Raw genomic sequence first — 19,002 nt, 5'->3', positions numbered from 1 at the left:
CGACATGAGTATCAAGATTGCGCTCCTCGGCTGCGGCACCGTGGGCACTCAGGTGGCCCGCCTGCTGTCCGAAAACAACGCGCTGCTCTCGGCGCGCGCCGGGGCGGACCTCGAACTAATCGGGATCGCGGTATCGAACCTCGCCGCCGAACGCGACCCGGCGATCGACCGGGCCCTGCTCACCACTGACGCGGCCGGGCTCATCGAGCAGGCCGACGTCGTGATCGAGCTCATTGGCGGCATCGAACCCCCGCGCACGCTCATCCGCCACGCCCTCGAATCGGGCGCCTCGGTAGTGACGGGCAACAAGGCGCTGCTAGCCGAGCACGGCCCCGAGCTGTATGACCTGGCGAAGGAAAAGAAGGTCGACCTGTATTACGAGGCGGCCGTGGCCGGCGCGGTGCCGGTGGTCTACGCGGTGCGCGAGTCGCTCGCGGGGGACTCGGTCAAGGCGATCAAGGGCATCCTCAACGGAACCACGAACTACATCCTCGATGAGATGACCACCAAGGGCCTCACCTTCGACGAGGTGCTCGCCACCGCCCAGGAGCTCGGGTACGCGGAGGCGGACCCCACGGCCGACGTCGACGGCTTCGACGCCGCTGCGAAGATCGCGATCCTCGCCTCCCTCGCCTTCCACAAGCGGGTCTCGCTCGCCGACGTCGACGTGGAGGGCATCCGCTCGATCACGGACGCGGACATCGAGGCGGCCACGAAGAACGGCTACGTCATCAAGCTGGTGGCGACCGCAACCCAGGCCGGCGGCAAGATCGAGACGCGCGTGGCGCCCTCGCTCGTGCCCGTATCCCACCCGCTGGCCTCCATCGGCGGTTCCTTCAACGCGGTGGTCATCGAGGCCGAGTCCGCGGACCGACTCATGTTCTACGGCAGGGGAGCGGGAGGCGCCCCCACGGCGTCGGCGGTGCTGTCCGACGTCGTTGCAGCGGCGGCGAAGAAGGTGCTGGGTGGGCGTGCCCCGCAGGAGATCGTGCTCGGCGAGTCGGAGTTCATGGGCGCCGGGGAATCGGTCTCGCGCTACTTCGTGCGCCTGCAGGTGGCCGACAGGGTGGGCGTGCTCGCTGAGGTCACGGACGCGTTCGCGGAGGCGGGCGTGTCGATCTCGGCCGTCAACCAGGAAGTTGACGGCCAGCCTGGCCTGGCGGCGCTCGCGATTACTACGCACGCCGCGTCTGCCGCCGACATGGCGGCTACCATCGAGGCTGTAGGAAAGATTAGTGACGTGCATGAGGTGGTGCGCGTTTTTCGGGTAGAGGACGAATAATGGCTCATCAGTGGCAAGGACTCATCAGCGAATACCGTGAGCGGCTGCCGTTTGCGGACTCGGACCCGGTGGTCACCCTCAAGGAAGGTGGCACGCCGCTCGTTTATGCCAAGGCGCTGTCGGAGAAGCTGGACGCCGAGGTGTACGTCAAGGTGGAGGGCGCGAACCCCACCGGCTCGTTCAAGGACCGCGGCATGACCACCGCGATCTCGCAGGTGCTGCAGACTGGCGTGGAGGTGGTGGCTTGCGCCTCCACTGGTAACACGTCGGCGTCGGCGGCTGCCTACGCCGTGGCGGCGGGGCTGCAGTGCGCTGTTATCCTGCCCGCGGGCAAGATCGCGGCGGGCAAGCTCGCCCAGGCGATCGTGCATGGCGCCCGCCTCGTGGCGGTGGACGGCAACTTCGACGACTGCCTCAACATCGTGCGCGAGCTGACCGACTCCCACCCGGTGGCGCTCGTCAACTCGGTTAACCCCTACCGCCTGCAGGGTCAGAAGACCGCGGCGTTCGAGATCGTGGACGAGCTGGGTGACGCCCCGGACATCCACGTGTTGCCCGTGGGCAATGCCGGCAACATTTCGGCCTACTGGATGGGCTATAACGAGTACGCGGGCCGGACCACCCTGGCCTCCTTCGACGACTCGGCCCTCCACATGGATCCCGTGGCCGCGAAGGTGCCGCAGATGTGGGGCATTCAGGCGTGGGGCGCGGCACCGCTGGTGCTCGGCCGCGTGGTGGACCAGCCCGAGACGATGGCCACCGCGATCCGGATCGGCAACCCGGCCTCCTGGAAGTACGCCGAGGCCGCCCGGGATGAATCGCGCGGCTGGATTGACCGTGTACGCGACGAGCAGATCCTCGCCGCCCAGAAGATCCTCGCCTCCGAGGTGGGGGTGTTCGTGGAGCCGGCGTCGGCGGCGTCGGTGGCCGGGCTCCTCCAGGCCGGCGAGCAGGGCAAGGTGCCGAGCGGTGCGAAGATCGTGTGTACGGTGACCGGCAATGGCCTGAAAGACACGGCCACCGCGCTGGGCGACATGGAGCTGGACTTCGATCCGATCGAGCCGACCACGCAGGCCGCCGCCCGGGTCCTGGGGCTGTCATGAGGATCGTGAACGACACGGCGCGGGTACGGGTGCCGGCGTCGTCGGGAAATCTTGGCCCGGGCTTTGACTCGATGGGCATGGCTCACGACGTGTGGGATGAGGTCTCGGCTACCCTCACCACGGGTGCCTCGAAGGTGATCGTGGTGGGCGAGGGGCATGACACGCTTCCGAAGGACGAGACGCATCTCATCATCCGTGTCATGCGCGAGACCTTCGAGCGTGTGGGCGCGCCGGCCGCCGGCATCGAGCTGGTGTGCCGCAACGCGATCCCGCACGGCAAAGGTATGGGGTCTTCGGCGGCGGCGGTCGTGGCGGGCGTGATGCTCGTGCGCGAGATGCTGGGGAGCCCCGCCGAGTTCATGCTCGAGCAGGTGCTCAACATCGCCGCCGAATACGAAGGCCACCCGGATAACGCCGCGCCCGCGATCTACGGCGGTGTCACCGTGTCTTGGACCGAGGGCGAGGGCTACCGCACGGCCCAGCTCGCGGTTTCCCCGCAGGTGAGGACCACGCTGCTGGTGCCGCACGAGGTGTTACCGACGACGACGGCGCGCGCAGTCCTGCCGCCCACGATTCCGCACGCGGACGCCGCGTTCAACGCCGGGCGGGCCGCGCTGCTCACCCACGCGCTGGCGAGCGATCCCTCGCTGCTGTTTGCCGCTACGGAGGACCGCCTCCACCAGGGCTACCGAGCCGATTCCATGCCGCACACGGCCGCGATGCTCAAGGCGTTGCGCGAGGCGGGCTGGCCCGCCGTGGTGAGCGGGGCTGGGCCCACGATCCTCCTGTTTGCGCAGGTGGCGCCCGAGATGGCGAACATTTTGGCCAAGCAGGGTTTCCGCACGGTGGACTCGAAGCAGGTTGCCGGTGCTCACATTTTGGCGCGTTAGGTTTCCCAAAACGGCCGTGCGCGTGTAGGCTAGCCCCTGACGTGATTGGCTGATTGCCGCGTCAGCGAGGCCCGCTGGGCCCGCGCCACGCACATGTTTCGAGCGCACTGCGCCATCGTGCGGATTATTAACCAAGTGATCTCCGGCTTTGTCCCGGATCCGAGGAAGGAACCTCGTGAGCGAAAATCCAACGCCACCCACAGGCCCCATTTCGACGATGCGCCTTGCCGACCTGCAAGAGTTGGCGGCCTCCATGGGCCTTTCGTTGCCGGCCAAGTCCCGCCGCAACGACTACATTTCTGCCATCCGTGAGGCGCGCTCCGGCCAGGCGCCCGCGAAGAAGGACGCGGCCGAGAAGCCGGCAGGTGCCGAGAAGCCGGCGGAGAAGAGCGCCGAGCGGCCCGCGCGTCGTGACAAGACCCAGCCTGCTGATTCGCAGGCGGTCAACCAGCACGGCGATCCGAGTGCCCGGCTCGACCTGCCGCCGGTCAAGGGCCGGCCGGCGAAGGAGCTGAGCCAGGACGAGAAGAAGGCGGCGCTCGACGCGCTGGGCGATGCCGCCGAGCGTCGTGCCGAGGAAAACGCGGACGACGACTCGCGTGGTCGCCGCGGCCGCCGTCAGCGCAGCCGCAACCGCAACCGCGGCGATCGCAATGACCGAAACGACCGGGGCGAGCGTTCTGAGCGGGGCGACCGTAATAACCACAATGATCGCAATGATCGCAACGATCGGAACCGCGACCGCGACCAGGATCGCACCGAGCGCGAGGACGACATCGAGTCGGGTGACGTGCTCATCCCGGTGGCCGGCATCCTCGACATCGACGGCAACAACAACTACCTGCGCACGGGCGGCTACCTGCCCGGCAAGAATGACGCCTACGTCTCCACCCAGATGATCCGCCGTTACGGCCTGCGCCGAGGCGACGCGATCCAGGGCGCAGTGCGCGACGCGTCGGCGGCGGGTAATCGCCGCGGCCGCCAGCACAAGTTCAACCCCTTGGTGGAGGTCACCGCCATCAACGGCATGGCCCCGGACGAGGCGCGCGAGCGGCCCGAGTTCAACAAGCTCACCCCGCTCTACCCGAACGAAATGCTGCGGATGGAGACCACGCAGAAGGCGCTGACCACCCGCGTCATCGACCTCGTGGCCCCGATCGGTAAGGGCCAGCGTGGCCTCATCGTCTCCCCGCCGAAGGCGGGTAAGACCGTGGTCATGCAGCAGATCGCGATGGCGATCGCGAACAACAACCCGGACGTTCACCTCATGGTGGTGCTCGTGGACGAGCGCCCCGAGGAAGTGACGGACATGCAGCGCCTGGTCAAGGGCGAGGTCATTGCTTCCACCTTCGATCGCCCGGCCTCCGACCACACGATCGTGGCCGAGCTGGCGGTGGAGCGCGCCAAGCGCCTGGTCGAGCTCGGCCAGGACGTTGTCATCCTCCTCGATTCCCTCACCCGCCTCGGGCGCGCCTACAACCTGGCCGCCCCGGCGTCGGGCCGTATCCTGTCGGGTGGTGTGGACGCCGGCGCGCTCTATCCGCCCAAGAAGTTCTTCGGCGCGGCGCGCAACATCGAAAACGGCGGCTCGCTCACCATCATCGCCTCGGCGCTGGTGGAGACGGGCTCGAAGATGGACGAGGTCATCTTCGAGGAGTTCAAGGGCACGGGCAACATGGAGCTGCGCCTCTCGCGCCAGCTGGCCGACCGCCGTATCTTCCCGGCCGTGGACCTCAACGCTTCCGGTACGCGCCGCGAGGAGCTGCTGTTCAGCCCTGAGGAGCTCAAGATCGTGTGGCACCTGCGCCGCGCGCTGGGCACCCTCGAACTGCAGGAGGCCTCGGACTACGTGCTGGGCCGCATGCGCAAGACCGAGTCGAACGCTGAGTTCCTCATGTCGGTGGTGCGAGGTATGCAGAACGCGGACTAGGAGTGGGGCCGGCGGTGTGACCAACGGGGCACCGCCGGCCGCTACCCAATCCCTTGCGTGCTGTGGTTAAATTGACCGTCGGCTTCTGGTTCACCGGCTCGCCGGACCCAGGGCATCAAACGATCCAAGGAGAAAGAAATGAAGCAGGGTATCCACCCCGATTACCACGACATTCACGTCACCTGCACCTGCGGCAACGAATTCGAGACTCGGTCCACGCTTCCGGGCGGTTCGTTGCGCGTTGAGGTGTGCAGCGCCTGCCACCCGTTCTACACGGGCAAGCAGAAGATCCTCGACACCGGCGGCCGCGTGGCCCGCTTCGAGGCTCGCTACGGCAAGCGCACCAAGTAACTGGGCTTTACAACGCCGGTACAGTGTTATCTGTACCGGCGTTGGCTTTTATGTTGAGAGATTAGGTTCATGAGTGAGTTCCCTGCCGCGCAGGCCGCGGCCGAAGAGTATGCGGACATTGAAAAGCAGATGGCGTCCCCCGAAGTGCTGGCCAAGCCGGAGAAGCTACGTAAGCTGGGCCGGCGCTACGCCGAGCTGCGGCGTGTGGTGACGCGCTACGAGCACTGGCTGGCCGCCTCCACGGATCTGAGCGAGGCGAAGGAGATCGTGGAGCTCGGCGGAGAGGACGGGGAACTGTTCGCCGCGGAGTTGCCGCGTCTGCAGGCCGAGGTGGACGACGCGGCCGATTCGTTGCGTGACGCGCTGTTGCCGCGCGATCCCGACGACGGCCGAGACGTCATCCTCGAGGTCAAGGCGGGCGAGGGCGGCGAGGAGTCCGCGCTGTTCGCCTCCGACCTGCTGCGCATGTACCAGCGCTATGCCGAGTCGAAGGGCTGGTCCACCCAGATCCTGTCGCACACCGACACGGACATGGGCGGGTACAAGGACGTCCAGGTGGCGATCAAGGCCAAGAATGTGCCGGAGGATCCGTCCGACGGCGTGTGGGCGCACCTGAAGTATGAGGCGGGCGTGCACCGCGTCCAGCGCGTGCCGGTCACGGAGTCGCAGGGCCGCGTGCACACCTCCGCCGCCGGCGTCCTCGTGTTTGCCGAGGTGGACGAGCCGGAGGAAGTGCAGATCAACGATAACGATCTGCGCATCGATGTCTACCGCTCCTCGGGCCCGGGCGGCCAGTCGGTCAACACCACGGATTCGGCCGTGCGCATCACCCACCTGCCCACGGGCATCACCGTGTCGATGCAGGATGAGAAGTCACAGATCAAGAACCGTGAGGCGGCCATGCGCGTGCTTCTGGCACGGCTGCGCCAAGCCCAGATGGAGGAGCTGGCGGCCAAGGAGGCCGATCAGCGCCGCTCGCAGGTGCGCACCGTGGACCGCTCCGAGCGTGTGCGCACGTACAACTTCCCCGAGAACCGGATCGCCGATCACCGCACGGGATTCAAGGCTCACAACCTCGATCAGGTGCTCGCCGGCCACCTCGACGACGTCATCACCTCCCTGCGCGAAAAGGACGAGGAGGAGCGCCTCCAGGCGGCAGCCGACGAAGCCGAGGCCCAGTAAATGTGGGCGCAGGCGATCGCCCGGGCGTGCGCTGAGCTGACCGCCGTGGGCGTGCCCTCCCCGGAGGCCGACGCCCGCCTACTCGCCCAGCTCGTTGCAGGGGAGCGAGTGCAGGGGACGCCATCCCCGCAGGAGCTGGCCCGCTACGAGGAGCTCGTGGCCGCCCGCGCCCGCCGCGTGCCGCTCCAGCACCTGGAGGGTACGATGTATTTCCGCTACCTTGAGCTCGAGGCGCGGCCGGGGGTGTTCATCGTGCGGCCTGAGACCGAGTCGGTGGTCGAGGCCGCGCTGGCCGACATCCGAGCGTTGCCGGATCCGCTGGTGGCGGACCTGTGCACTGGCTCGGGCGCGATCGCGATCTCGATCGCCACCGAATCGAACGCCCGCGTGCTCGCGGTTGAGCGCTCTGCCGATACCTTCGCCTCCGCCGCCCTCAACAACGCCCGCTACGGCGGCCTTGTCAGCCTCGTCCAGGGCGACGCGCTTGAGGAGCTGGAGGAGTACGCGGGCCGCATCGACGTCGTCGTGAGCAACCCTCCCTACGTGGCGCCGTGGCACGAGCTGTCGCCGGAGGTGCGCCAGGACCCGGAGCTCGCGCTGTTTGGCGGCGGGACGGACGGGCTGGATCTGCCCCGGCAGTTGGTGGCGCGCGCCCACCTCCTCCTGCGAGGTGGGGGTATCCTCATCATGGAACATGGAGACGAGCAGGGCGAGGCCCTCCGCGCGGCCGCCACCGAGTGCGGCTTCGTGGACGTCACCACCGGGCGTGACCTGGCCGGCCGGGACCGGTGGCTGCGCGCACGAAAGGAACGCCAATGAAAGTACCGGCGAGCGACCAGCGCGCCATTGCACTGGCCAGCGCGGCGATTGCGCGCGGGGAAGTTATCTGCCTGCCCACCGACACGGTTTACGGCATCGGCGCCGATCCCTTTAACACCGACGCCGTCACCCGGCTGCTGACAGCCAAGTCCCGCACGCGCGCCAACCCGCCGCCCGTGCTCGTGGCCGAGGGACAGGCCGAGGAGCTGAGCGAGGAGATCTCGCCGGCGGCCCGGGCGCTCATGGAGGCCTTCTGGCCGGGAGCGATGACAATCGTGGTGCCCGCGCGCGCCTCGATTGGCTGGGACCTGGGCGAGACGAACGGGACCGTGGCGCTGCGCATGCCCGATTCGGATACCACGCTTGCGCTCCTTCGCGCGGTGGGCCCGCTCGCGGTGACGAGCGCCAACCAGCACGGCCAGCCGCCCGCCACTGCGGTGGAGGCGGCGATGGACCAGCTCGGCGGCGCGGTCTCCCTTTACCTCGACGGCGGCCCGTCGGCCGGGGGAGTGGCCTCCACGATCGTCAGCGTGGTTGGCGAGCCGACAATTTTGCGTCAGGGCGCGATCAGCGCCGACGCCGTGTGGCAGGCGCTGGCGTGAGAACCTACCTCCTCATCCTCGTCCTCGCCGCGGCCCTCACCTACCTGCTGGTGCCGCTGGTGTTGCGCATCGCGCTCGCCACAGGCGCGATAACCCAGATCCGCGAGCGTGACGTCCACTCCACCCCGATCGCCCGTCTGGGCGGTGTGGCGATGTTTGCCGGGCTCGTGGGGGCGCTCGCGCTCGCCAGCCAGATCCCCTACCTGCGTGAGGTGTTCGCGCCGAGCACGGGGGTGTGGGCGATCCTGTGGGGCGGGGCAATCATGTGCGTCCTGGGCGCGATCGACGACGTGTGGGAGCTGACCTGGTATTCGAAGTTCGCCGGTGAGATCCTGGCGGCCGGTGTGATGGCGTGGCAGGGCGTGCAGCTGGTGACGGTGCCGCTTTTGGGACTGACCGTGGGCTCCACGCGCCTGACCCTGTTTGCCACAATCATCGCGGTGGTCGTGGTGGCCAATGCCGTGAACTTCGTGGACGGCCTGGACGGGCTGGCGGCCGGGGTGGTCGGCATCGCGGCGTTCGCCTTCTTCATCTACGCCTACTACCTCACCCGAGAGGTCTCGCCCGGTGACTACACCTCCGTGGCGACGACCGTGCTCGCGGCTCTCGTGGGCAGTTGCGTGGGCTTCCTGCCGCACAACTTCCACCCGGCGAGGATCTTCATGGGTGATTCGGGCGCACTCATGCTCGGTACCGTGCTCGCGGGCGCCACGATCCTGGTTACGGGTCAGATCGACCCGGCCACGGTGGGCGCCCGCCAGGCCCTGCCGGCATTCATGCCGCTCGTCATCCCCCTGCTCGTGCTCCTCATTCCGCTCATTGACCTCACGTGGGCCGTGTTCCGCCGCGTGCGCCAGGGGCGTTCGCCCTTCTCCGCCGACGCCGGCCACCTCCACCACCGCCTCCTGCGCCGGGGCCACTCCCACACCGTGGCCGTGCTCATCTTGTACATGTGGACCGCGATCGCCTCCTTCTCCGCCGTCGCCTACACGGTCTATCCCGGCCCGCGCGTGCTGGCGGGCGCGGCGCTCACGATCTTCGCCGGCACTGCGGTGACTTGGCAGAAGTTCGGAAAGCGCCGTGCGGCGTAGGCCGGGCGAGTCGTACACGGCGGCCGGGCTGATCGCTCGGGCCACGCTGGGCGCGGCGGCCCTGGTCGGCGTCGTGACCGTGATCGCCGCGCTCCTCGTCCCGGCCGAGCGCCTGTCCATCTTGGCCGGCGGCGGGATCGCGGTGCTCATCAACCTCGTGACGCTCAGCGCGAGCGCGCTTGCCGCGCGCTATTTCGCCGACGCGCAGGGTGCGGCGATGGTTGGGGCGTACGTGGTGAAGATGGCGGCCTTCGGGGTGGCCTTGCTTGCGTTGCGGGGTTCGGGGCTGAACCTGCGCGTGGTCGTCGGCGTCTTCGCCCTCGCCCTCCTTGCCTCCCTCCTCGTTTACTCCGTCCTTGCCCTCCGCAGGGCCGGCCCACACGTGGGGCAGGGGTAGCGGAAAACCACCGGTCAGGCACGCGCCACGAGACGGGCATAAGTCACAAAAATCTCCGAGCGAGACCAGGGGGTCATGGGTTACCTTGGAAGCAAGGAAAATACTCAGGTAGAGTGTTTTTTGAGGTCGTGTCAGCATCGACGCACATGAGGACATCGCACTAGTTGGGGTTTGAACGCACTGTGAATCTTTACGCGCTTGCAACGCTACCCATCTTCCTCACGGGGGAGGGTGAGAGCTTCGTTCCGCCTACGCTCGAGCACGAATTCAACCCGCCGGCGCTTTTCTTCGAAGGCACGATCTTTGAGATGAACCGCATCATCATGGTGCGCATGATCGCCGCCCTGGTGCTGGCCTTCATCCTCATCTGGTACGCGCGCAACCGCAGGCTCGTCCCCAACCGCCGCCTGGCCGCCGTCGAATCCCTCCTTGACTTTTCCAAGGTGCAAATTGGCGAGGAGATCCTCGGCAAGGAACGCGCCCACCAGTACCAGCCCCTGATCATGACCATCTTCTTGGGCATCTTCTTCATGAACATCACCGGCGTGGTGCCCGGCCTGCAGATCGCCGGAACGTCGCTGATCGGCATGCCTCTCATCTTCGCGATCTTCTCCTACGTGGGCTTCATCGCGGCCGGCGTCAAGGCCCGCGGGGGCCTGCGCTTCTTCAAGGAGCAGCTCTTCCCGCCGGGCGTGCCGTGGCCGATCTATTTCATCATGACGCCGATCGAGTTCCTCTCCACCTTCGTGCTACGCCCGGCTACGCTCACCCTGCGACTCCTCATGAACCTCGTGGCGGGCCACCTCATCCTCGCCCTGTGCTTTGCCGGTACGCACTTCCTCTACTTCACGCTGTCGGGCGCGCTCGGCGTGGCCACCGGTACGGTGACCTTCATCGGCGCACTCGCGTTCATGTGCTTCGAGATTTTCGTCGCGGCACTGCAGGCCTACATCTTCGCGATGCTGACGGCCTCCTACATTTCCCTGTCCATTTCAGAACACTGATACCCACTCAACAAAAGGAAAGAAAACAATGATCGGAAACATCGCCACCATCGGTTACGGTCTTGCTACCCTCGGCCCGTCTATCGGCATTGGCATGATCGGCGCCAAGAACCAGGAAGCAACGGCTCGTCAGCCGGAGATCGCGGGTATCCTCCGCGTCAACATGTTCCTTTCGATCGCGTTTGCGGAGGCCCTGGGCCTGATTGGCTTCGGTGCTGGCCTCGTCTTCGGTGCATAAGAATGCGTGAGACGATTCTTGCAGAGGGCGGCGACTACAACCTGCTCTTTCCTGCAGCGTCGGAACTCCTCTGGGGCACGCTGGCGTTCATCCTCGTGGCTGTGGCGGTCTACAAGTTCGCCTGGCCGTCGTTCGTCGCGATGCTTGACGAGCGCGCGGAGAAGATCGAGGAGGGCCTGAAGGCCGCTGAGGTCGCGCGCGCCGAGGTTGCCGACCAGCAGGCTAAGCTCGCGGAGGAGATCCGCGAGGCCCAGCGTGAGGCCACGGGCATCCGCGAGAACGCCCAGGACAACGCGAAGGCGATCATCGCCGAGGCCCAGGCCAAGGCCCGCAGCGAGGCCGACGGCCTGATCACTAGCGCCCAGCGCCGTATCGACGCCGACTCGGAGGCAGCCCAGCGCTCCCTCCAGGCAGAGGTGGGCGTGCTGGCCACGGAGCTGGCCGGCCGCATTGTGGGCGAAGCGATTGCTGATGAGGCGCTCGCCCGCCGTGTCATCGATCGCTTCATGGATGATCTTGAGACGATGACCCCGGAGCTGACGGAGGCGGAGTCCTAGGATGCGTGCAGCAAGTCAAGGCGCGCTCGACCGGGCGCGGGAGCGGTGGGAGCCGTTCGTCGCCACCCAGGTGGGCAAGGAGATCGAACTGGCCCTCCAGATGTTCTCCATCGTGGATGTCATCAAGGTCTCCACGGCGCTCACCAACGCACTCGAGGGCGGATCGCGGGACGCGCAGGCGCGTGCGAAGCTCGCACGCGACGTGTTCGGCGGGCGCGTGAGCGACGGAGCGGCCGAGCTCGTGGAGGGACTCGTGCGCGAGGAGTGGTCCCAGCGGGATGACCTGCAGCGAGCCATCGAAGCGCTCGGGGTTGACACGATCCTGCTGGGCGCCCGCCGCGAGGGCGTGCTGTCCACCGTGGAAGAGGAGCTCTACCAGACGATGCGCCTCTACTCGGACAACCGCGATCTGCGCCTTGCCTTCACCACGCCGAACCTGTCCCCGGAGGCCCGCCACCGGTTCGCCGAGCAGCTGTTCCACAACCTCCAGCCGTGGACCGTGGCGCTCATCCGGCGCTCGATCGCGCGCGAACACCACACGATCCCGGGCCTGCTGCGCCGCTACACGTTCGCAGCCGCGCGCCTGGACGAGCACATGGTGGCCGCGGTGACCAGCGCCCTGCCGCTCACGCGCGAGCAGGAGGAGCGCCTGGCACGCATCCTCAGCGCCAAGTACGGCACGCCGGTCAAGATCCACGTTTCCATTGACACGGAAGTCATCGGAGGCCTGCGGATCTACGTGGGGGATGACATCATCGATGGCACTATCGCCAGCCGACTCGACTCGGTTCGAGGGGCATTTACCAACTGATTTTGAAAAGCGGCTTAGCCGCAAGCGAGCGAAGGAAGATAAATGGCTGAACTGATCAAGCCGGAGGAAATCCGGGCTGCGTTGGACAGCTTTGTGAGTTCGTATGAGCCTCCGAAAGCGGCCAGCGAGGAAGTCGGCCACGTCACCCTGACGGCCGACGGCATTGCCCGCGTGGACGGGCTGCCGGGCGCTATGGCGAATGAGCTTTTGCAGTTCGAGGATGACACCCTCGGCTTGGCGATGAACCTGGAAGAGGAAGAGATCGGCGTCGTCGTCCTCGGTGAATTCGAGGGTATCCGCGAGGGCATGGAGGTGCGTCGCACCGGGGAAGTTCTTTCCGTCCCCGTGGGCGATGGCTACCTCGGCCGCGTTGTCGATCCGCTTGGTAAGCCTATCGACGGTCTGGGCGAGATCACGGACCTCGACGGGCGCCGCGCGCTCGAGCTGCAGGCCCCGGGCGTCATGATGCGTAAGTCGGTCCACGAGCCGCTGCAGACCGGCCTCAAGGCGATTGACGCAATGATCCCGATCGGGCGCGGCCAGCGCCAGCTCATCATTGGCGACCGCAAGACGGGCAAGACTGCCCTGGCGATCGACGCCGTACTCAACCAGAAGGCGAACTGGGAGTCGGGCGATCCGACCAAGCAGGTGCGCTGCATCTACGTGGCGGTGGGCCAGAAGGGCTCCACCATCGCTTCTGTGCGGGCCACGCTCGAAGCCAACGGCGCGCTCGAATACACCACGATCGTGGCCGCGCCCGCCTCCGACTCGGCGGGCTTCAAGTACCTCGCCCCCTACACCGGCTCAGCCATCGGCCAGCACTGGATGTACCAGGGCAAGCACGTGCTCATCATCTTTGACGACCTGTCGAAGCAGGCAGAGGCCTACCGCTCGCTGTCCCTCCTGCTGCGCCGCCCGCCGGGGCGTGAGGCCTACCCGGGCGACGTGTTCTACCTGCACTCCCGCCTCCTCGAGCGCTGTGCGAAGCTCTCCGACGAGCTCGGTGCCGGCTCGATGACGGGCCTGCCGATCATCGAGACAAAGGCCAACGACGTCTCGGCCTACATCCCCACCAACGTCATCTCGATCACGGACGGGCAGATCTTCCTCCAGTCGGATCTGTTCAACGCCAACCAGCGCCCCGCTGTCGACGTCGGCATCTCCGTGTCCCGCGTGGGCGGTGACGCGCAGATCAAGGCGATGAAGAAGGTAGCCGGCACGCTGAAGATCACGCTGGCGCAGTACCGCGCCCAGGCGGCGTTCGCGATGTTTGCCTCCGATCTTGACGCGACCACCCGACGCCAGCTCACCCGCGGCGAGCGCCTCATGGAGCTACTCAAGCAGCCGCAGTACACCCCGTACGCGGTCGAGGACCAGGTGGCGTCCGTGTGGGCCGGCACCAACGGTTACCTCGACACGATCGAGCTCAAGGACGTGCACAAGTTCGAATCGGGCTACCTCGACTACCTGCGCCACAACACGAACGTGCTGCAGACCATCCTCGAGACCGGCAAGCTGGAGCCCGAGACGGAGGAGGAGCTGAAGGCGGCCACCGCCAAGTTCCTTGACTCCTTCACCTCCGCCTATGAGACCCACGAGCTGCCGACCGACCAGGTCGATCCTGCCCAGAAGTCGCAGGAGCAGATCGTTCGGTCCAAGAGGGGTTAGTAGTGGCCGGCGAACAGCGTATCTACAAGCAGAAGATCAGGGCGACCGAGACGCTCGAAAAGGTCTTCTCCGCGATGGAGCTCATTGCGGCTTCTCGCGTGGGCAGGGCGCGCAAGCGCGCGCTCGGCCAAGATCCCTATACGCAGGCCCTGACCAAGTCGATCGCGGCGGTTGCCGCACACGCTGACGAGAGCCACCCGATGCTCAACGAGCGTACCGACACGAACCGGGTCCTCGTCTTCGTGGTCACCTCCGATCGCGGCATGGCCGGCGCCTACTCGGCATCCGTGCTGCGCGAGGCGGACCGGCTACGCGAGGAGCTCGAGGCCCAGGGCAAGGAGCCGGTGCTCTACGTCTTCGGCCGGCGCGGGGTGTCGCACTTCAAGTTCCGCGGCGTCGAGCTCGCCGGCTCGTGGACGGGGGAGTCCGACAACCCGAGCGCGGACACCGCTCACGAGATCGCGCGCGAGTTCCTCGCCCGCTTCCTCGCCTCACCGGAGGAGGGCGGAGTTGCCGAGCTGCACACCGTTTACACGCGGTTCGAGTCGATGATCACGCAGAACGTGGAGGTGCGGCGGATGCTGCCGCTCGTCGTCGTCGACGACGAAGCCGGGCTTCACGAAGAGGCGCCGCTGTACGAGTTTGAGCCCTCGCCACGCCAGCTCTTCGACGCCCTGCTGCCTATGTACATCGACCAGCGCATCTACGCGGTCCTGCTCATGGCGGCCGCATCGGAGCTGGCCTCGCGCCAACAGGCGATGCACGCGGCCACCGAGAACGCGCAGAACCTCATCGAGGACTACACGCGCCTTGCGAACAATGCTCGCCAGGCAGAGATCACCACTGAAATCACCGAAATTATCTCCGGCGCGGACAGCCTCGGAAAGTAGCGCCAAGAAGGAAATGACTATGACAGATACGTCTCAGAAGCTGGCTGATGGCCGCATCATCCAGGTGGTCGGAGCGGTCGTGGACGTCGAGTTCCCGCCGGATGGCCTTCCTGAAATCAACTACGCCCTCGAAGTCGAGGTCGCCCTGCCCGAGGACGAGGCGGACGGCGCCGAGGTCACGAAGACCATGGTGCTCGAGGTGGCCCAGCACCTGGGCGACAACATCGTGCGTACGATCGCGATGAAGCCCACCGACGGCCTGGTGCGCGGCGCGAAGGTGCGCAACACCGGCGCCCCGATCTCGGTGCCCGTGGGCGACGTGACCAAGGGCCACGTGTTCAACGTGGTGGGCGAGTGCTTGAACCTTGAAGAGGGCGAGACCCTCGAGGTCACCGAACGCTGGCCGATCCACCGCACAGCCCCGAACTTCGATCAGCTCGAGGGCCAGACCAAGATGTTCCAGACGGGCATCAAGGTGATCGACCTCCTCACCCCGTACGTGCAGGGCGGCAAGATCGGCCTGTTTGGCGGCGCGGGCGTGGGCAAGACCGTGCTCATCCAGGAGATGATCCAACGCGTTGCCCAGGATCACGGCGGTGTGTCCGTGTTCGCCGGCGTCGGCGAGCGCACTCGCGAGGGCAATGACCTCATCATGGAGATGGAGGAGGCCGGCGTTCTGGACAAGACCGCCCTGGTCTTCGGCCAGATGGACGAGCCGCCGGGGGTGCGTCTGCGCATCGCCCTGTCCGGTCTGACGATGGCGGAGTACTTCCGCGACGTGCAGAACCAGGACGTGCTACTGTTCATCGACAACATCTTCCGCTTCACGCAGGCTGGCTCCGAGGTCTCCACGCTGCTGGGCCGCATGCCGTCCGCGGTGGGCTACCAGCCCACGCTCGCCGATGAGATGGGCGCCCTCCAGGAGCGCATCACGTCCACGCGCGGCCACTCGATTACGTCGCTGCAGGCCATTTACGTGCCTGCTGACGACTACACCGATCCGGCGCCTGCCACGACGTTCGCCCACCTGGATGCGACCACCGAGCTCTCCCGTGAGATCGCCTCGCGCGGCCTGTACCCGGCGGTGGACCCGCTGGCGTCGACGTCGCGGATCCTCGACCCGCAGTACGTGGGTCAGGCGCATTACGACGTGGCGACCCGCGTGAAGTCCATCCTCCAGAAGAACAAGGAACTTCAGGACATCATTTCGATCCTGGGCGTGGACGAGCTCTCCGAAGAGGACAAGATCACCGTTGCGCGTGCACGCCGCATCGAGCAGTACCTCTCGCAGAACACCTACACGGCCGTGAAGTTTACGGGCGTGGAGGGATCCACGGTGCCGATCGACGAGACGGTTGAGGCCTTCCGTCGCATCACCGAGGGCGAATACGATCACATCCCGGAGCAGGCGTTCTTCAACATCGGCGGCATCGAGGACATCGAGCGCGCCTGGGCGAAGATTCAGGCCGAGTCATGAGGCTAGAGATCGTTACGCGAACCGGGGGCCTCTACAAAGGTGAGGTCTCTGAGCTCGTGGTGCCCGCATTCAACGGCGAGATGGGTATCCTGCCGGGTCACGCCCCCGTCATGGCCGTGATCTACAAAGGCACGGTACGCCTGGTGGAGAATGGGGAGCCGAAGTCCTTCAAGGTTGGCAACGGCTTCATGACCGTGGACCAGGACGACATCACGGTGGTCGTGGAGGATTACGACGACGCCGAGGCCAACGCCAAGATGTTCGAGGAACTGGGCGCGGAATAGGAACGGGCTGATATGGGCGAGGGCGGCATCTGGTGGATCATCGCGATCCTTGTGATGCTCGCTCTCGCCCTGTCATCCCTCTACCTGTATCGCATTCGCTACTTGCTCAATCACGAGGCCTCGATCCAGGTGTCGGTGCGGGGCGAGGACGGGGCGTGGCACAACGCGATCGCGATCCTTGGGCCTGAGTCCCTTGACCTGTATTCCACGCGCTCCCTGTCCTTGGCGCCGAAGGTGCGGTGGGTGCGCAACACGATGAGTTTTGAGGTGCAGCGCCCGCGCGGGGGTATCTCCGTGGTCACGGTCCTCATGCCCGGCAAACCAGGTAGCGCGGGGGAGAGCCGGCGGGTGGCCTCCAGTCCGGAGGAGATGGCGGCGCTGCTGTCCTGGATGGATTCCTCGCGCCCCTCGGCCGAGCCCACGCTCGGGTAGGGGTGAGCCGGGCGGGCGGCGTCGTGCGGCGGCTTGCATTGCCGGGCAGCGTCGTGAGGTAGCGGGCGCAAGACGCGCGGGCCGGGCGCTCTGCTAGGCTGGAGCTTCTAGCGGAAAGGAAGCTCGTGCGAATCGTCATTGCGACATGCTCTGTGGATTATTCTGGTCGCCTCGATGCCCACCTTGAGCCCGCCAAGCGGGTAGTCATGCTCAAGTCAGACGGGTCGGTGCTTATCCATTCCGATGGCGGGTCGTACAAGCCGCTGAATTGGATGTCGGCGCCGTGCACGATGCGCGTGGAGGAGCCGGAAGCAGCGGAGGCTGAGCGCGGGATTACCGAAAAGTGGCGGGTGGAGCACGCGAAGATGGATGACGCGCTCGTCATCCACATTTTTGAGATCCACGAGGACATCACGGACGATTTGGGCGTGGAGCCAGGCCTGCTCAAGGACGGCGTAGAGGAACACCTGCAGCGCCTGCTCGCCGAGCAGACCGAGATCCTAGGCGCGGGCACGCAGCTGGTGCGGCGCGAGTATCCGACGGCGATCGGGCCGGTGGACCTGCTGGTGACGGACGCGCAGGGGCGCCACATCGCGGTGGAGGTCAAGCGCCGGGGCGGGGTGGACGGCGTGGAGCAACTGACCCGCTACCTTTCGCTGCTCGAGCGCGATTCCACGCTCCGTCCGATCCGCGGCATCTTCGCGGCCCAGGAGATCCGTCCACAGGCGCGGGTGCTGGCGGAGGACCGGGGGATTGAGTGCGTGGTGCTCGACTATGACGCGATGCGCGGAGTGGACCGGCCTGAGGATCGGCTGTTCTGATGGCCCGGCGGCGGAACAAGTATCAGCGTGAGGTTCGCCCGCTCGATCCGGAGCGGTTGATGAACTACACCCACTACGAGACCGCCGATAACGGCATGGAGTTCAAGGTTCACACCATCCGCGCGGGCACCAAGGAGTACGTGTGCCCGGGGTGTAACGGGATCATCATGGTGGGGGAATCGCACGTGGTGGCCTGGACGGAGGACAGCTGGTTTGGCCCACAGGCGGGCCAGGAGGCGCGCCGGCACTGGCACACGTCGTGCTGGCGGGCGAAAGGGCGCCGCTCCACGGGCTTCTAGTGGTAGCGTGGTTTTATGATTGCATATCGTAGAACTGGGCCAGCGTCTGACCTTCCGCTTGTGCTTCTTCATGCACTGCCGTTGGATTCGGCGATGTGGAATGCCGTGCGCAGCGAGCTTTCCGACGTCGACATCCTTACCTTCGATGCCCCGGGCTTCGGGGAATCCGAACTGACCGCGGAGTTCATGGCGGGCGAGCCGAGCATCGCCACGTTCGTGGCCGCGATGAAGGCGCGCCTGGACGAGCTGGGCATCAAGCGCATCGCGCTCGGCGGGTTGTCGATGGGCGGCTCGGTGGCCGCGGAGTTCACGGTCACGTACCCCGAGCTCGTGGCCGGCCTTGCCCTCATGGACACGAACATCAATTCCGATGATGCCGACCGCAAGGCTTTCCGCCGCGACGCCGCCGCCAAGGCTGACGCGGGCCAGGGCTATGAGACGGTAAAGGACTGGACGACCACGATGGTGGGCCCGGATGCATCGGACGAGGTCCGGGCGTCGTTGGACGCCCGCTTCCGTGCCCTGCCGAATGAGGGCCTGGCGTGGATCCAGCGGGCGATGGCGAACCGTGAGGATCGCACGGACGCGGTGGCGCGGGTGAAGGGCCCGGTGTATTTCATTCGTGGTACGGAGGATCCCACGGCGTCGATGGAGAGCTACATGAAGCTCGCCTTGCGTACCGACCAGCCACGGATCAAGGAGATCCCGGGCGTGGGCCACTTCGCGGCTGATGAGAGCCCGGTGGAGCTGGCGGCCATTTTGCGCGATTTTTACGCGCACGTAGCCCGCTAAGTGGTGGCTAACTGGTAATTCTGGAGCCGATCGGGGCCGATACGGCCATGAAACCTCTCAGATTCACGAGTTAGCAACGCCG

General features: G+C 66.4%; 22 protein-coding genes. All 22 read left to right on the top strand.

Translation table 11 applies throughout. The features are described from left to right. The first annotated feature begins 4 nt into the window (after nt 1-4). The 22 genes from HMPREF3167_RS08420 (at nt 5) to HMPREF3167_RS08315 (ending at nt 18,920) form a co-directional block, all read left to right on the top strand. Nucleotides 5-1,282, top strand: a complete 1,278-nt coding sequence (locus HMPREF3167_RS08420) for a homoserine dehydrogenase (protein WP_070446479.1) — start codon at nt 5-7, stop codon at nt 1,280-1,282. Continuing rightward, entirely contained in the window at nt 1,282-2,385 is a 1,104-nt protein-coding gene (gene thrC, locus HMPREF3167_RS08415) for a threonine synthase (protein WP_070446433.1), read from the top strand. Before HMPREF3167_RS08420 ends, thrC begins: the two co-directional genes overlap by 1 nt. Continuing rightward, on the top strand, nt 2,382-3,275 hold the full coding sequence (gene thrB / locus HMPREF3167_RS08410; protein WP_070446431.1) for a homoserine kinase: 894 nt from the start codon (nt 2,382-2,384) through the stop codon (nt 3,273-3,275). The genes thrC and thrB overlap by 4 nt, the downstream gene beginning before the upstream one ends. A gap of 217 nt (nt 3,276-3,492) precedes the next feature. Continuing rightward, nucleotides 3,493-5,205, top strand: a complete 1,713-nt coding sequence (rho, locus tag HMPREF3167_RS08405) for a transcription termination factor Rho (RefSeq protein WP_068538683.1) — start codon at nt 3,493-3,495, stop codon at nt 5,203-5,205. Nucleotides 5,206-5,343: 138 nt separating this feature from the next. Next, on the top strand, nt 5,344-5,556 hold the full coding sequence (gene rpmE, locus HMPREF3167_RS08400) for a 50S ribosomal protein L31 (RefSeq protein WP_062613442.1): 213 nt from the start codon (nt 5,344-5,346) through the stop codon (nt 5,554-5,556). A 69-nt stretch (nt 5,557-5,625) separates the two neighbouring features. Next, a complete protein-coding gene (prfA, locus tag HMPREF3167_RS08395; RefSeq protein ID WP_062613443.1) occupies nt 5,626-6,738 on the top strand; it encodes a peptide chain release factor 1 in 1,113 nt (370 codons plus the stop codon). Next, nucleotides 6,739-7,557 carry a peptide chain release factor N(5)-glutamine methyltransferase gene (gene prmC, locus HMPREF3167_RS08390; protein WP_068538684.1) on the top strand — a complete coding sequence of 273 codons (819 nt, stop codon included), beginning with the start codon at nt 6,739-6,741 and terminating at the stop codon, nt 7,555-7,557. After that, nucleotides 7,554-8,159, top strand: a complete 606-nt coding sequence (locus HMPREF3167_RS08385; protein ID WP_062613445.1) for an L-threonylcarbamoyladenylate synthase — start codon at nt 7,554-7,556, stop codon at nt 8,157-8,159. Before prmC ends, HMPREF3167_RS08385 begins: the two co-directional genes overlap by 4 nt. Then, nucleotides 8,156-9,250 carry an MraY family glycosyltransferase gene (locus tag HMPREF3167_RS08380; protein ID WP_082661164.1) on the top strand — a complete coding sequence of 365 codons (1,095 nt, stop codon included), beginning with the start codon at nt 8,156-8,158 and terminating at the stop codon, nt 9,248-9,250. The genes HMPREF3167_RS08385 and HMPREF3167_RS08380 overlap by 4 nt, the downstream gene beginning before the upstream one ends. Continuing rightward, nucleotides 9,240-9,647 (top strand): hypothetical protein, encoded by a 408-nt coding sequence (locus HMPREF3167_RS08375; RefSeq protein WP_062613446.1) that lies wholly within the window; start codon nt 9,240-9,242, stop codon nt 9,645-9,647. Before HMPREF3167_RS08380 ends, HMPREF3167_RS08375 begins: the two co-directional genes overlap by 11 nt. A 182-nt stretch (nt 9,648-9,829) precedes the next feature. Next, nucleotides 9,830-10,651: a F0F1 ATP synthase subunit A gene (gene atpB, locus HMPREF3167_RS08370; RefSeq protein WP_062613447.1), complete on the top strand. Its 822-nt coding sequence runs from the start codon at nt 9,830-9,832 to the stop codon at nt 10,649-10,651. Nucleotides 10,652-10,679: 28 nt separating this feature from the next. After that, entirely contained in the window at nt 10,680-10,889 is a 210-nt protein-coding gene (gene atpE / locus HMPREF3167_RS08365) for an ATP synthase F0 subunit C (RefSeq protein WP_062613448.1), read from the top strand. Between the two features lie 2 nt (nt 10,890-10,891). Beyond that, the gene (gene atpF, locus HMPREF3167_RS08360) at nt 10,892-11,446 is read left to right on the top strand and encodes a F0F1 ATP synthase subunit B (RefSeq protein ID WP_070446429.1); all 555 of its coding nucleotides are present in this window, start codon (nt 10,892-10,894) and stop codon (nt 11,444-11,446) included. Between the two features lies 1 nt (nt 11,447). After that, nucleotides 11,448-12,257, top strand: a complete 810-nt coding sequence (locus HMPREF3167_RS08355; protein ID WP_070446427.1) for a F0F1 ATP synthase subunit delta — start codon at nt 11,448-11,450, stop codon at nt 12,255-12,257. Nucleotides 12,258-12,299: 42 nt separating this feature from the next. Further along, nucleotides 12,300-13,925: a F0F1 ATP synthase subunit alpha gene (gene atpA, locus HMPREF3167_RS08350; protein ID WP_062613451.1), complete on the top strand. Its 1,626-nt coding sequence runs from the start codon at nt 12,300-12,302 to the stop codon at nt 13,923-13,925. A 2-nt stretch (nt 13,926-13,927) separates the two neighbouring features. Next, nucleotides 13,928-14,815 (top strand): F0F1 ATP synthase subunit gamma, encoded by an 888-nt coding sequence (locus HMPREF3167_RS08345; RefSeq protein ID WP_068538689.1) that lies wholly within the window; start codon nt 13,928-13,930, stop codon nt 14,813-14,815. A gap of 13 nt (nt 14,816-14,828) precedes the next feature. Next, nucleotides 14,829-16,292 (top strand): F0F1 ATP synthase subunit beta, encoded by a 1,464-nt coding sequence (gene atpD / locus HMPREF3167_RS08340; protein ID WP_062613453.1) that lies wholly within the window; start codon nt 14,829-14,831, stop codon nt 16,290-16,292. Continuing rightward, nucleotides 16,289-16,576, top strand: a complete 288-nt coding sequence (locus tag HMPREF3167_RS08335; protein ID WP_062613454.1) for a F0F1 ATP synthase subunit delta/epsilon — start codon at nt 16,289-16,291, stop codon at nt 16,574-16,576. The genes atpD and HMPREF3167_RS08335 overlap by 4 nt, the downstream gene beginning before the upstream one ends. Before the next feature lie 12 nt (nt 16,577-16,588). Continuing rightward, nucleotides 16,589-17,008, top strand: a complete 420-nt coding sequence (locus tag HMPREF3167_RS08330) for a DUF2550 family protein (protein WP_062613455.1) — start codon at nt 16,589-16,591, stop codon at nt 17,006-17,008. Between the two features lie 125 nt (nt 17,009-17,133). Next, entirely contained in the window at nt 17,134-17,829 is a 696-nt protein-coding gene (gene nucS, locus HMPREF3167_RS08325; protein ID WP_062613456.1) for an endonuclease NucS, read from the top strand. Beyond that, a complete protein-coding gene (locus HMPREF3167_RS08320) occupies nt 17,829-18,128 on the top strand; it encodes a hypothetical protein (RefSeq protein WP_062613457.1) in 300 nt (99 codons plus the stop codon). Before nucS ends, HMPREF3167_RS08320 begins: the two co-directional genes overlap by 1 nt. A 60-nt stretch (nt 18,129-18,188) precedes the next feature. Then, a complete protein-coding gene (locus tag HMPREF3167_RS08315) occupies nt 18,189-18,920 on the top strand; it encodes an alpha/beta fold hydrolase (protein WP_160326868.1) in 732 nt (243 codons plus the stop codon). Nucleotides 18,921-19,002: the final 82 nt, after the last annotated feature.

This window comes from Trueperella sp. HMSC08B05 (assembly GCF_001808405.1).
Taxonomy (GTDB): Bacteria; Actinomycetota; Actinomycetes; order Actinomycetales; family Actinomycetaceae; genus Trueperella; species Trueperella bernardiae.
This window is presented reverse-complemented; position numbering and strand designations above follow the sequence as displayed.

Bases quoted from the DNA above. Each gene is read 5' to 3' on its own strand.
- HMPREF3167_RS08330 (WP_062613455.1), top strand. From the start codon at position 16,589: ATGGGCGAGGGCGGCATCTGGTGGATCATCGCGATCCTTGTGATGCTC.
- prmC (WP_068538684.1), top strand. From the start codon at position 6,739: ATGTGGGCGCAGGCGATCGCCCGGGCGTGCGCTGAGCTGACCGCCGTG.
- thrC (WP_070446433.1), top strand. From the start codon at position 1,282: ATGGCTCATCAGTGGCAAGGACTCATCAGCGAATACCGTGAGCGGCTG.
- atpA (WP_062613451.1), top strand. From the start codon at position 12,300: ATGGCTGAACTGATCAAGCCGGAGGAAATCCGGGCTGCGTTGGACAGC.
- HMPREF3167_RS08335 (WP_062613454.1), top strand. From the start codon at position 16,289: ATGAGGCTAGAGATCGTTACGCGAACCGGGGGCCTCTACAAAGGTGAG.
- rho (WP_068538683.1), top strand. From the start codon at position 3,493: ATGCGCCTTGCCGACCTGCAAGAGTTGGCGGCCTCCATGGGCCTTTCG.
- prfA (WP_062613443.1), top strand. From the start codon at position 5,626: ATGAGTGAGTTCCCTGCCGCGCAGGCCGCGGCCGAAGAGTATGCGGAC.
- atpD (WP_062613453.1), top strand. From the start codon at position 14,829: ATGACTATGACAGATACGTCTCAGAAGCTGGCTGATGGCCGCATCATC.
- rpmE (WP_062613442.1), top strand. From the start codon at position 5,344: ATGAAGCAGGGTATCCACCCCGATTACCACGACATTCACGTCACCTGC.
- HMPREF3167_RS08355 (WP_070446427.1), top strand. From the start codon at position 11,448: ATGCGTGCAGCAAGTCAAGGCGCGCTCGACCGGGCGCGGGAGCGGTGG.
- HMPREF3167_RS08420 (WP_070446479.1), top strand. From the start codon at position 5: ATGAGTATCAAGATTGCGCTCCTCGGCTGCGGCACCGTGGGCACTCAG.
- HMPREF3167_RS08320 (WP_062613457.1), top strand. From the start codon at position 17,829: ATGGCCCGGCGGCGGAACAAGTATCAGCGTGAGGTTCGCCCGCTCGAT.
- atpE (WP_062613448.1), top strand. From the start codon at position 10,680: ATGATCGGAAACATCGCCACCATCGGTTACGGTCTTGCTACCCTCGGC.
- atpF (WP_070446429.1), top strand. From the start codon at position 10,892: ATGCGTGAGACGATTCTTGCAGAGGGCGGCGACTACAACCTGCTCTTT.
- thrB (WP_070446431.1), top strand. From the start codon at position 2,382: ATGAGGATCGTGAACGACACGGCGCGGGTACGGGTGCCGGCGTCGTCG.
- HMPREF3167_RS08385 (WP_062613445.1), top strand. From the start codon at position 7,554: ATGAAAGTACCGGCGAGCGACCAGCGCGCCATTGCACTGGCCAGCGCG.